The 11,790-nt window shown below is 71.5% G+C and carries 10 protein-coding genes; 5 read left to right on the top strand and 5 right to left on the bottom strand.

From position 1 onward, the window contains the following. Positions 1-104: 104 nt before the first annotated feature. A complete protein-coding gene (locus CSC62_RS06465) occupies positions 105-710 on the top strand; it encodes an NUDIX hydrolase (RefSeq protein ID WP_162405357.1) in 606 nt (201 codons plus the stop codon). Then, a complete protein-coding gene (locus tag CSC62_RS06460; RefSeq protein ID WP_162405356.1) occupies positions 707-1,237 on the top strand; it encodes a substrate binding domain-containing protein in 531 nt (176 codons plus the stop codon). Before CSC62_RS06465 ends, CSC62_RS06460 begins: the two co-directional genes overlap by 4 nt. Here the strand turns inward: CSC62_RS06460 and CSC62_RS06455 are convergent. Continuing rightward, positions 1,212-1,832, bottom strand: coding sequence for a LysE family translocator (locus CSC62_RS06455; RefSeq protein ID WP_162405355.1), 621 nt, complete (start codon positions 1,830-1,832; stop codon positions 1,212-1,214). The two genes, CSC62_RS06460 and CSC62_RS06455, sit on opposite strands and share 26 nt — an antisense overlap. A gap of 175 nt (positions 1,833-2,007) precedes the next feature. Beyond that, positions 2,008-3,249: a phosphoglycerate dehydrogenase gene (gene serA, locus CSC62_RS06450; RefSeq protein ID WP_162405354.1), complete on the bottom strand. Its 1,242-nt coding sequence runs from the start codon at positions 3,247-3,249 to the stop codon at positions 2,008-2,010. Positions 3,250-3,519: 270 nt separating this feature from the next. Between serA and CSC62_RS06445 the strand changes: the two genes are divergently transcribed. From CSC62_RS06445 to CSC62_RS06435, 3 genes are all read left to right on the top strand, one after another. Then, positions 3,520-4,908 carry an FAD-binding oxidoreductase gene (locus CSC62_RS06445; RefSeq protein ID WP_162405353.1) on the top strand — a complete coding sequence of 463 codons (1,389 nt, stop codon included), beginning with the start codon at positions 3,520-3,522 and terminating at the stop codon, positions 4,906-4,908. Between the two features lie 215 nt (positions 4,909-5,123). After that, entirely contained in the window at positions 5,124-5,447 is a 324-nt protein-coding gene (locus tag CSC62_RS06440; protein ID WP_162405352.1) for a DUF2388 domain-containing protein, read from the top strand. Next, positions 5,444-7,318 carry a DUF7844 domain-containing protein gene (locus CSC62_RS06435; protein WP_162405351.1) on the top strand — a complete coding sequence of 625 codons (1,875 nt, stop codon included), beginning with the start codon at positions 5,444-5,446 and terminating at the stop codon, positions 7,316-7,318. The genes CSC62_RS06440 and CSC62_RS06435 overlap by 4 nt, the downstream gene beginning before the upstream one ends. 148 nt (positions 7,319-7,466) lie before the next feature. On the opposite strand, the gene yeiP is transcribed toward CSC62_RS06435, so the two are convergent. The 3 genes from yeiP to metH form a co-directional block, all read right to left on the bottom strand. After that, on the bottom strand, positions 7,467-8,033 hold the full coding sequence (yeiP, locus tag CSC62_RS06430; RefSeq protein WP_162405350.1) for an elongation factor P-like protein YeiP: 567 nt from the start codon (positions 8,031-8,033) through the stop codon (positions 7,467-7,469). 134 nt (positions 8,034-8,167) lie between these two features. After that, complete coding sequence (locus CSC62_RS06425) at positions 8,168-8,938, bottom strand: SDR family oxidoreductase (protein ID WP_162405349.1); 771 nt, start codon at positions 8,936-8,938, stop codon at positions 8,168-8,170. A gap of 96 nt (positions 8,939-9,034) precedes the next feature. Then, complete coding sequence (metH, locus tag CSC62_RS06420) at positions 9,035-11,728, bottom strand: methionine synthase (protein WP_162405348.1); 2,694 nt, start codon at positions 11,726-11,728, stop codon at positions 9,035-9,037. Positions 11,729-11,790: the final 62 nt, after the last annotated feature.

Below are 11,790 nucleotides of genomic sequence, written 5' to 3'. Positions count from 1 at the left end.
TTGCGCTTGCAACGTCGATCATGGGGGCGGGCCTGGGACCTGCCTGCGCGGGCGGCGGCAGGCGATAATCCGCCGCCCCGATCCGACCGCCTGGACCGCCGCCGATGCGCGCAGTTGAACGATCCCCGGCGCTGGCCGCCGCCCTGGCCGCCTACGCCGTGCGCTGGCCGCAGGAGCGCGCGCTCGCCGAGGCCTTTCTCGAGCTGCTGGCCGACCCGCTGGACCCATTCGTGCGCGAGCGCCTGGCCGGGCACTTCACCGGCTCGGCCTGGGTGGTCGGCGCCGACGGCCGGCGCACCCTGCTGACCCACCACCGCAAGCTGGACCGCTGGCTGCAGCCGGGCGGCCATGCCGACGGCGACGCCGACCTGGCCCGGGTGGCTTTGCGGGAGGCCGAGGAGGAGACCGGGGTGGCGGGGCTGTCCCTGGAGGACGGCGCGATCTTCGACCTGGACCGGCACTGGATCCCGGAACGCGGGCAGGTGCCGGGCCACTGGCACTACGACGTGCGCTACGTGGTCCGGGCCGGCGCGGACGAGCGCTTCGTGGTCAGCGAGGAGTCGCACGCGCTGGCCTGGCGCGAGGTCGCGGCCATCGCCGCCGACCCGGCCGGCGACGAATCGATGCGGCGGATGGCCGGCAAGTGGCTGGCGCGCTCGCCGGCCCTGGGCCAGGTGGCGCCGGTCGCCTCCGGCTCGGAGCGGCGATGATCGAGGACATCCGCTACCTGGAGGACATCGTCGCCGAGGGCATCGACCTGGCCTTCCGCATCGGCGAACTGCCCGACAGCGGGCTCAAAGCCCGCCACCTGTGCCTGCTGCCGCGGCGGGTGCTCGCGGCGCCGTCGCTGCTGGCCGGATATGCGCCGGTCGCGCACCCGTCCGAGCTGGAAGGGCTGCCGTGGATCGGCCTGGCCATGCGCCCGGACACGCGCCGGTTCCGGCATGCGCGCAGCGGCGAGACGGTCGAGATCCGGTATGTGCCGCGGGTGCGGGTGGACAACGTGGAGGCCGCCTGGCGGCTGGCCGCCTGCGGCGTCGGCCTGGCGGCGCCGCCGGATTACCTGAGCGGGGAGGGCATCCGCCGCGGCGAAGTGGTCGCGGTGCTGCCGGAATGGACCCTGGAGCCGCTGCAGGTCCACGCGGTGTGGCCGGCCAACGTCTCCGCCAGCAGCGCCGCCTACGCCCTGGTCAACGCCCTGTACGACGCCTTCAACCCGCCGTCGCCGGAGCGCTGAACAGCTGCAGCCAGAGCATGTAGCCGGCGGTGGCGACCAGCATCCCGCCCATGGCCAGGTTGAAGGCGCGGATGCGCCGCGGGCTATCGAGCAGGACCGCCACCCGGTCGCCGAGCACCGCCCAGGCCGCCAGCGACAGGTAGCAGACGACCGCGTAGATCGCCACGAACACGGCCAGGGGGGCGTGCGTGCGCGGGTCGGAGAACAGCGCCGCGCCCGAGGCGCAGGCGATCCACGCCTTGGGGTTGAGCCACTGCAGGGCGAAGCCCTGCATGAAGCTGGGCACGCCCGCCTTCTCCACCGCCAGTTCCGGCCGCGCCGCGGCGATCTTCCAGCCGACCCAGGCGACGAACAGCGCGCCGGCGATGCCCAGCGCGCGGAAGAACGCCGGGTGGCCGCCGATCGCCTTGAACAGCCAGAAGCCGACGAAGGCCAGCAGCAGGGTGAAGCCGACGGTGGCCCCGGAGACGAACGGCAGGGTCCGCCGGAAGCCGTGGTTGGCGCCGGAGGCCACGATCACCATGTTCGCCGGGCCGGGGGAGATGGACATGCCCAGCGAGAACATGCCCATCGCCAGGATCAGCGCCGGTTCCATGCGTCGTCCATCCTTCCGCCTTCCTGTCCGTGGGCCCGGGACTGGGCGCCGCATCGGACGGGCAAGCTACAGAAGGCGGGCGCCGCGATCAGTGGGGTCCGGCCTGAAGCTGATTTCGGTTTTCCGCGCCTGCCGGCGGCTGCGGCCCCGTGCGGGCCGCGCCGCGGCGGGCGGCTCAGTACAGCACGCGGGTGCGCAAAGTCCCCGGGATCGCCGCCAGTTCCTCGCGCAGCACCGCGGCCTGGGCCTCGTCGGCGGCCACGTCGATCACCACGTAGCCGACCTTGGGGTCGGTGCGCAGGAACTGGCCGTCGATGTTGAGCGCGTGGCGGCTGAAGATCTCGTTGATTTTCGACAGCACGCCCGGCACGTTGCGGTGGATGTGCAGCAGGCGCAGGCTGTCCTCGTGCCCGGGCAGGGTGACCTCGGGGAAGTTCACCGAGGACAGGGTACTGCCGTTGTCGCTGTAGCGCACCAGCTTGGCCGCCACCTCCACCCCGATGTTCTCCTGCGCCTCCAGGGTGGAGCCGCCGATGTGCGGGGTCAGGATCACGTTGTCGAACTTCGTCAGCGGCGAGACGAAGGGATCGGCGTTGCCCTTGGGCTCGACCGGGAACACGTCCACCGCCGCGCCGCCGACGTGGCCCGACTCCAGTGCCGCGGCCAGCGCATCGATGTCGACCACGGTGCCGCGCGAGGCGTTGATCAGGTGCGCGCCGCGCTTCATCGCCGCGATCTGGGCGGCGCCGAACATGTTCTTCGTGGACGCGGTCTCGGGCACGTGCAGGGTGACCACGTCGGCGCGCGCCAGCAGGTCGTCCAGGCCCTGCGCCGGGCGCGCGTTGCCCAGCGAGAGCTTGGTCTCGATGTCGTGGAAGACCACGTTCATGCCCATCGCCTCGGCCAGCACGCCGACCTGGGTGCCGATGTGGCCGTAACCGATGATGCCCAGGGTCTTGCCGCGCACCTCGTGGCTGCCGGCGGCCGACTTGGACCAGCCGCCGCGGTGGCACTGGGCGTTCTTCTCGGGGATGCCGCGCATCAGCAAAACCGCCTGCGCCACCACCAGCTCGGCCACCGAGCGGGTGTTGGAATAGGGCGCGTTGAACACCGGGATGCCGGCCAGCTCGGCCGCTTCCAGGTCGACCTGGTTGGTGCCGATGCAGAAGCAGCCGATCGCGATCAGGCGCTTGGCCTCGGCCAGCACCTCGGCGGTGAGGTGGCTGCGCGAGCGGATGCCGACGATGTGGGCCTCGGCGATCCGCGCCTTCAGCTCGTCCTCCGGCAGGGACTTCTCGTGGAACTCGATCTGGCTGTAGCCGGCGGCGCGGAAGGTCTCCACCGCGGTCTGGCTGACGCCTTCCAGCAGCAGGACGCGGATGTCGGATTTCGGGAACGAGGTCTTCTTGGGCGACATTCGCGGCGCTTCCGGGCAGGTGTGGCGGGAGCCGCCAACTATGCCAGAAGCGGTACCCGTTTTCCGCACTGCGGCATGGTGTTTTCGCCCTTCGCGCGGAACACCGTGTGCGGCGTTTCGCGGCAAACCGCGCATGCGGAAAGTTGCCCCTGAAACGGGGCCTGCGATCGATCCGCTGCAGCGACGACGGGACCTCCGGCCCGCTGGACGCACCGCGGCTTCGCTGGCACGCTTGCGCGCTCCCGCACGCGCGCTTTCCGCCTGGCCCCCATGACCGATTCCCGCCTCGCCGACCTGCTGCAGTCGGCGCCCGACCTGCGCCTGAAGACCGACGCCGCCGACCTGGAGCACTACGGCCGCGACTGGACCCGCCGCTGGACCCCGGCGCCGCTGGCCATCGCCCTGCCGGCCACGGTCGAGGAGGTGCAGGCGGTCGTGCGCTGGGCCAACCGCCACGGCGTGGCGGTGGTGCCCTCCGGCGGCCGCACCGGCCTGTCCGGCGGCGCGGTGGCCGCCCACGGCGAACTGGTGCTGAGCCTGGAGCGGATGAACAAGGTCCTGGACTTCGATCCGGTCGACCGCACGATGACGGTGCAGGCCGGCATGGTCCTGGAAGCGGTGCACAACGCCGCGCGCGAGCACGGGCTGGTGTATCCGGTGGACTTCGGCGCCCGCGGCTCGTGTTCGATCGGCGGCAACATCGCCACCAATGCCGGCGGCATCCGGGTGATCCGCTACGGCAACACCCGCGAGTGGATCGCCGGGCTGACCGTGGTCACCGGCGGCGGCGAACTGCTGCAGCTCAACCGCGCCCTGGTCAAGAACTCCAGCGGCTACGACTTCCGCCAGCTGCTGGTCGGCTCGGAAGGCACCCTCGGCATCGTGGTCGAGGCGATCCTGCGCCTGACCGACCCGCCGCCGCCGACCAACGTCATGCTGCTGGCCTTGCCCTCGTTCGAGGTGCTGATGCAGGTGTTCGCCGAATTCCGCGGCCGCCTGCGGCTGGAGGCGTTCGAGTTCTTCACCGACCGCGCCCTGCGCCACGTCCTCGCCCACGGTGCGCAGAAGCCGCTGGAGGAGGAATACCCGTACTACGTGGTGACCGAGTTCGCCAGCGACGACGAGGCCACCGAGGCGGCGGCGATGGCCGCGTTCGAGCACTGCATGGAGCAGGGCTGGGTCGCCGATGGCGTGATCAGCCAGTCCGAGGCCCAGGCGCAGCAGATCTGGCGCCTGCGCGAGGGCATCACCGAGGCGGTGGCACGGTACAAGCCGTACAAGAACGACGTGTCGGTGCGGATCTCGGCGATGCCGGCGTTCCTGTCCGAGACCCAGGCCTTGCTGGGACAGGCCTACCCGCAGTTCGACGTGGTCTGGTTCGGCCACATCGGCGACGGCAACCTGCACATCAACGTGCTCAAGCCGGACGAGACCTCCGACGCCGATTTCGTGTCCCAGTGCGAGCAGGTGACCAAGCTGCTGGCGCAGGCCTTGAAGGCCAATGGCGGCAGCATCTCGGCCGAGCACGGCATCGGCCTGGTCAAGAAGCCGTACCTGGACAGCACCCGCAGCGAGGCGGAGATCGCGCTGATGAAGGGGGTCAAGCGGGTGTTCGACCCGAACGGGATCCTCAACCCCGGCAAGCTGTTCGACGCCTGAGCGGGCCGCAACCCTGTAGGAGCCGGTCTTGCCGGCGACCGCCATGCCGGAAGCGCCTGCGTGAAACCCGGCGCCAATGATCCGTCCGCCTCCACGGTCGCCGGCAAGGCCGGCTCCTACAGGGAAGCACCCGTTCACTTACCCGCCGGTCATGCACGCGGATGCCGCTTGCGGCTAGTCTTGGCGCATCCGTCACCGCCTTCCGGACCCGCCCGATGAACAGCCGTTCCGCCTCCCTGTTCGCCCTCCTGCTGTGCCTCGGCGCCGCGTCGGCCGCGCAGGCTTCCAGCTTCGCCGGCACTTCCGCGGGCGCGTCTTCGGCCGGCAGCTCCGCGTCCTCCGGCAGCACCTCCGGCGACGACAAGCTGGTGCTGCAGGCGCGCGAGGACGCGGCCGCGTTCGTGGCCAGCGACGGCCGCCTGCGCAGCGCCCGGCTCGAGGCCGCGCTGCGGGTGATGCGCGAGCGCGGCGAGGGCGACCAGGCCGGCCGCCAGGCCAGCGACCTGGAGCTGGCGCGGAAGATCCTCGCCCGCGGATGAGCCTGCGCGGCGCCGCGCTGCTGGGCTGGCTGCTGCTGGCCAGCGGCCAGGCCGTGGCCGCGCCGAGGTTCGAGCTGCACGGCGCGCTGACGCGCGAGGAACGCGAGGCGACCGGCCGGCTCCTGGCCGAGGCGGCCGCCCGGTTGCCGGCGGCCTGGGCCGCCTCGCTGGACCGGCCGATCGCGGTCGAATGGCGCGACGACCTGCCCGAGGGCGTGCACGGCCGCGCGCGCCACTGGCGGATGCTGCTGGACCGGCAACTGCTCGCGGCCTGGATGGCGCAGCCGCCATTGTCCGATCAGGCCGCTCCGGCCATCGCGGCGGGGGATGCCCTTTCCGCCGCGGCGCAGGAGGCGGCATCCGCATCCCGCGCCGCGCTGGCCGCGGTCCTGCACGAGCTGGCCCATCTCCATGACCGCACCGCCGCCGGCGGCCTGTCGCGCGATCCGCGCCTGCTCGACCTGGCCGGCTGGCAGGTGGCTGCATTGCGCCCGGGCCGGCGCGGGCGCAACGACTTCCGCGACCGCAGCCCCGACCCGTACGAGCTGCATTCGCCGCGCGAATACCTGGCGGTGAACCTGGAGCACTATCTGCTCGACCCGGACTACGCCTGCCGGCGCCCGGCGCTGGCGGCGTACTTCGATGCCCGCTTCGGCGAGGTGCCGGCGGGCCGCGCGGCCTGCGCGCCCGGACTGGCCTTCGTCCAGGACGCGGTCGCCGCGGCCGAGCCCGTGCGCGTCGTCGATCCGGCACGGATCTTCGCGGTGGACTACCTGCTGGCCGAGGGCAACGCGCGGCCGATGAGCCGCTGGGGCCACGGCATGCTGCGCCTGGTGGTGTGCGCGCCGGGCCGGCCGCGCGGGCCGGATTGCCGCCTGGACCTGCAGCACCACCTGGTGCTGTCGTTCCGCGCCTTCGTCGACGACCTGCAGATCTCCAGCTGGCGCGGGCTGACCGGTTCCTATCCCTCGCGCCTGTTCGCGCTGCCGCTGGACCAGGTGGTGGACGAGTACACCCGGGTCGAACTGCGCGGCCTGGGTTCCTGGCCCTTGTCGCTGACGCGCCCGGAGATCGAGGCGCTGGCCGGGCGCGCGGCGCAGCTGCACTGGAACTACGACGGCCGCTACTGGTTCGTTGCCAACAACTGCGCGGTGGAGACCTGGAAGCTGCTGCACGATGCCTCGCCGCGGCTGGCCGCTTCGCCGCTGCGCAGCATCACCCCGACCGGCCTGCGGCGCAGGCTGGAGCGACAGGGCCTGATCGACGCGGCGGCGGTGCCTGCAGATCCCGGCGAACGGGTGCGCCTGGGCTTCCGGTTCGAGCCGGCCAGCGCGCATTACGCGGCGATGTACGCGGTCGCGCGCGCCGAACTCGACCTCGTGCCGGATTCGGCGGAGGACTGGCTGGCGCTGCCGCCGGCTGCGCGTGCGCCCGAACTGGACCGTGCCGGCCTGCGTGCTGCGGCCGCCCTGCTGGTGCTGGAATCGGCGGCCTGGCGCCGGCAGCACGCGCTGGCCCGCGACGAACTCAAGCGCCGCTGGCTGGGCGCCGGCGCCGACCTGGACGGCGTGCCGGTGGCGACTGTGGAGGCCCTGCGCGATTTCCTGCGCCTGGGCGGCGCCTTCAGCCGGCCGGCGGCCTGGCTGGACGGGGTGGCCGGCTACGGCCTGCCGCAGGAAGACGAGCGCACGGTGCTGCAGGCGCGGGTGCGGGAGGATGCGCAGCACCGTGCCGGCAATGCGCGGATGCTCGAGGTGCAGCTGCGGGAACTGCTGCCGGCATCGCGCCGCGCGGCGTTGGAGGGCACCGAGGCCAACCTGGCATTGCTGGGCGAGCGCTTGCGTGCGCTCGACGATGCGCCGCCCCTGTAGGAGCCGGACCGGACATCCGTCCGTGGAAGAGCGCCGGCGACCGCGGAGACGGATACATCAATAGCACCCGGTTTCACGCAAACACGTCCACCATGGCGGTCGCCGGCAAGACCGGCTCCTACAGGGAGAAGCCGGCCGCCGGCCCGGTTCAGTCGGCGCGGCCGCCGAACTCGCCGGTGGTGGTGTTGACCAGGATCCGCTCGCCGGTGGTGATGTACTCCGGGACCATGATCTCGATGCCGGTGCTCAGCTTGGCCGGCTTCGGGCGCTTGGTCGCGGTGCCGCCCTTCAGCTCCGGCGGGGTCTCGATCACTTCCAAGGTCACGTGCTGCGGCAGCTGGATCGCCACCGGCTGCTCGTCGATCACCTGCACGTAGATGCCGGACAGGCCGTCGGTGATGTAGCCGGCGGCTTCGCCGATCGCGTCCGGGTCCAGGGTGTAGGGGGTGTAGTCCTCGTCGTCCATGAACACGAACGCCTCGCCGTCCTTGTACGAGAACGTGGCCTGGCGGCGCAGCAGCTCGACCTCGGTGAGGTTGTCGTCGGCGTCGAAGCTGGCGTCCAGCTTGGCGCCGCCGGGCACCGAATACATGATGAAACGGAAGCGCACGTTGCCGCCGCGGCCCTGCGGCGAGCTGCGCTCGATGTCGCGGATCTGGTAGACGCCGTTGTTGTATTCGACGACGTTGCCCTTCTTGATGTCGCTGGCTTTCATGGGTTCGACCGGTAGGAATCGGGTTTCTGGGATCGGTTGGAGTCAGGCGGGGCGGCGGCCGCGCGCGGGCGGCGGCTTGGGCCGCGGGCGCGCGCCGCGGCGATCCGGGCCGCCGGTGGAGAGCGGGCGGATCCTCACTTCGGCGCCAGTCGGGTGGCGCCGTCCAGGCGGAGGGTCTCGCCGTTGAGGTAGCGGGTGCGCAGGATGAAGGCGACCGTGTCGGCGAATTCCTCCGGCCGGCCGAGGCGGGCGGGGAAGGGGATGGTGGCGGCCAGCGAGTCCTGCACCGCCTGCGGCATGCCGTCGACCATCGGGGTCCAGAACACGCCCGGCGCCACCGTCATCACCCGGATGCCGAAGCGGGCCAGCTCGCGCGCCATCGGCAGGGTCATGCCGACCACGCCGCCCTTGGAGGCCGCGTACGCGGCCTGGCCGATCTGGCCCTCGTAGGCGGCAACCGAGGCGGTGTTGACGATCACGCCGCGCTCGCCGTCCTCGCCCGGCGGGTTGTGCTGGATCAGGTCGGCGGCGGCCTTGGCCACGTTGAAGCTGCCGACCAGGTTGACCATCACCGTGCGGGCGAAGCCGTCCAGCGGCATCGGCCCGTCCTTGCCCAGCACCCGGCCGGACCCGAGGATGCCGGCGCAGCTGACGGCGGCGTTGAGGCCGCCGAGGAAATCGCGGGCGGCGGCGAAGGTGGCGGCTACGCCGGCCTCGTCGGTGACGTCGGTGCGGAAGTAGCGGGCGTTGGCCTCGCCGAGCGCGGCCACGGCCTGGGCGCCCTTGTCGTCGTTGACGTCGAGCAGGGCGACCTTGCCGCCGTCGGCGACCAGGCGGGTGGCCACGGCCAGGCCGAGGCCGGAGACACCGCCGGTGACGACGGCGCGGACGGTTTCGGGCTGCATGCGCAGGTTCCGGGAGAAGGATGGCGCCCATTGTACGGGGGCGCCGCGGCGGCCGTGGCCGGCGCGGGTTGCGTGCGGAGGCGGCCGGTGCTGGCGCTACTCCGGGTCGTAGTCCAGGTTCGAGGCCAGCCAGCGTTCGGCCTGGGCCAGCGGCACGCCCTTGCGCCGGGCGTAGTCGGCGACCTGGTCCTTGCCCACGCGGCCGACCACGAAGTACTGGCTCTGCGGATGGCTGAAGTAGTAGCCGGACACCGCCGCGGTCGGCAGCATCGCGAAGCTCTCGGTCAGGGTCATGCCGGCGTTGGCCCCGGCGTCCAGCAGCCGGAACAGGGTGCCCTTCTCGCTGTGCTCCGGGCAGGCCGGGTAGCCGGGGGCGGGGCGGATGCCGCGGTACTTCTCGGCGATCAGCGCCTCGTTGTCCAGCGCTTCGGCCGTGTCGTAGCCCCAGAACTCGGTGCGCACCCGCTGGTGCAGGCGCTCGGCCAGGGCCTCGGCCAGGCGGTCGGCCAGGGCCTTGAGCAGGATCGCGTTGTAGTCGTCGTGGTCGGCCTCGAAGCGGGCCAGGTGCGGCTCGATGCCGATGCCCGCAGTCACCGCGAACGCGCCGATCCAGTCGGCCACGCCCTGGTCCTTCGGGGCGATGAAGTCGGCCAGGCAGAAGTCAGGTCGCTCGACCGGCTTGTCCACCTGCTGGCGCAGGAAGTGCAGGGTGGCCGGGCCGTCGGCGTGCTCCAGGACCACGTCGTCGCCGACGCCGTGCGCCGGCCAGATGCCGTACACCGCGCGCGCGGTCAGCCATTTCTCCGCGATGATCTTCTCCAGCATCGCCCGGGCGTCGCGGTACAGCTCGCTGGCCTGGACCCCGACCACCTCGTCGGTGAGGATCGCCGGGAATTTGCCGGCCAGTTCCCAGGCCTGGAAGAACGGGGTCCAGTCCAGTACCGGCAGCAGGTCGGCCAGCGGCCAGTCCTCGAAGGCGTGCACGCCGGTGCGGTTCGGCGCCGGCGGAATGTAGCCGGCGCCCCAGCCGCCGTCGAAGCGCTGGCCGCGCGCCTTCTCCAGCGACACCAGGCGCTTGGCGTCGCCGCGGTTGCGATGGCGGGTGCGGATCTCGGCGTAATCGGCGTCGTTGGCGGCGACGAACTTCGTCCGCAGCTCCGGGCTGATCAGCGACTGGGCCACGCCGACCGCGCGCGAGGCGTCCTTCACCCAGACCGTGGGCGCCTTGTAGTGCGGGTCGATCTTCAGCGCGGTGTGGGCGCGCGAGGTGGTGGCGCCGCCGATCATCAGCGGGGTCTGGAAGCCCTGCCTTTGCAGCTCGCGGGCGACGTGGCTCATCTCCTCCAGCGAGGGCGTGATCAGCCCGGACAGGCCGATCAGGTCGGCCTGGACCTCGCGTGCGGTGTCCAGGATCTTCTGCGCCGGCACCATCACCCCCAGGTCCACGACCTCGAAGTTGTTGCAGGCCAGGACCACGCCGACAATATTTTTGCCGATGTCGTGCACGTCGCCCTTGACCGTGGCCATCACGATCCTGCCGTTGGACTTGCCGGCGTCGCCGGTGCGGGCCTTCTCGGCCTCGATGAAGGGCAGCAGGTAGGCCACCGCCTTCTTCATCACCCGCGCCGACTTGACCACCTGCGGCAGGAACATCTTGCCGGCGCCGAACAGGTCGCCGACCACGTTCATGCCGTCCATCAGCGGGCCTTCGATCACGTCCAGCGGGCGCGTGGCCTGCTGCCGCGCCTGTTCGGTGTCTTCCTCGACGAAGGCGTCGATGCCGTGGACCAGGGCGTGGGCCAGACGCTCGCGCACGGGCTTGCCGCGCCAGGCCAGGTCCTCGGCCTTCTTCTCGCCCTTCTTGCCCTTGTACTTCTCGGCGATCTCCAGCAGCCGCTCGGTGCCGTCGGCGCGGCGGTTGAGGACCACGTCCTCGACCCGCTCGCGCAGTTCCGGGTCCAGGTCGTCGTACACCGGCAGGGCGCCGGCGTTGACGATGCCCATGTCCATGCCGGCCCTGATCGCGTGGTACAGGAACACCGAGTGGATCGCCGCGCGCACCGGCTCGTTGCCGCGGAAGGAGAAGCTCACGTTCGACACGCCGCCGGAGACGTGGCAGTGCGGCAGGGTCCGCCTGATGATCCGGGTGGCCTCGATGAAGTCCACCGCGTAGTTGTCGTGTTCCTCGATGCCGGTGGCGATCGCGAAGATGTTGGGGTCGAAGATGATGTCTTCCGGCGGAAAGCCCACCTCGTCCACCAGGATCCGGTAGGCGCGGGTGCAGATCTCGACCTTGCGCGCGCAGGTGTCGGCCTGGCCGGTCTCGTCGAAGGCCATCACCACCGCGGCGGCGCCGTAGCGCAGCACCTTGCGCGCGTGCTCGACGAACGCCGCCTCGCCTTCCTTGAGCGAGATCGAGTTGACCACGCCCTTGCCCTGCAGGCACTTCAGCCCGGCCTCGATCACCTCCCACTTGGAGGAGTCGACCATCACCGGGATCTTGGCGATGTCCGGCTCGGAGGCGATCAGGTTGAGGAACCGGACCATCGCCTTCTCGGAGTCGATCAGGCCCTCGTCCATGTTCACGTCGAGGATCTGCGCGCCACTATCGACCTGCTGGCGCGCGACCTCCACCGCCTCGGCGTAGCGGTCTTCCTTGATCAGCTTGCGGAACTGGGCGCTGCCGGTGACGTTGGTGCGCTCGCCGACGTTGACGAACAGCAGCTCCGGGGTGATGACCAGCGGCTCCAGGCCGGAGAGGCGGGTGTATCTAGGGATGGATGAGGACATGGACGGCAGATCGGCTAGCGCCCGTCGTCCCGGCGAATGCCGGGACCCAGCGACTTGCGGTG

Origin of the sequence: Pseudoxanthomonas jiangsuensis, from assembly GCF_010093185.1 — a bacterium.
Lineage (GTDB): Bacteria > Pseudomonadota > Gammaproteobacteria > Xanthomonadales > Xanthomonadaceae > Pseudoxanthomonas > Pseudoxanthomonas jiangsuensis.
This window is presented reverse-complemented; position numbering and strand designations above follow the sequence as displayed.

Bases quoted from the DNA above. Each gene is read 5' to 3' on its own strand.
- CSC62_RS06465 (WP_162405357.1), top strand. From the start codon at position 105: ATGCGCGCAGTTGAACGATCCCCGGCGCTGGCCGCCGCCCTGGCCGCC.
- CSC62_RS06460 (WP_162405356.1), top strand. From the start codon at position 707: ATGATCGAGGACATCCGCTACCTGGAGGACATCGTCGCCGAGGGCATC.
- CSC62_RS06455 (WP_162405355.1), bottom strand. From the start codon at position 1,832: ATGGAACCGGCGCTGATCCTGGCGATGGGCATGTTCTCGCTGGGCATG.
- serA (WP_162405354.1), bottom strand. From the start codon at position 3,249: ATGTCGCCCAAGAAGACCTCGTTCCCGAAATCCGACATCCGCGTCCTG.
- CSC62_RS06445 (WP_162405353.1), top strand. From the start codon at position 3,520: ATGACCGATTCCCGCCTCGCCGACCTGCTGCAGTCGGCGCCCGACCTG.
- CSC62_RS06440 (WP_162405352.1), top strand. From the start codon at position 5,124: ATGAACAGCCGTTCCGCCTCCCTGTTCGCCCTCCTGCTGTGCCTCGGC.
- CSC62_RS06435 (WP_162405351.1), top strand. From the start codon at position 5,444: ATGAGCCTGCGCGGCGCCGCGCTGCTGGGCTGGCTGCTGCTGGCCAGC.
- yeiP (WP_162405350.1), bottom strand. From the start codon at position 8,033: ATGAAAGCCAGCGACATCAAGAAGGGCAACGTCGTCGAATACAACAAC.
- CSC62_RS06425 (WP_162405349.1), bottom strand. From the start codon at position 8,938: ATGCAGCCCGAAACCGTCCGCGCCGTCGTCACCGGCGGTGTCTCCGGC.
- metH (WP_162405348.1), bottom strand. From the start codon at position 11,728: ATGTCCTCATCCATCCCTAGATACACCCGCCTCTCCGGCCTGGAGCCG.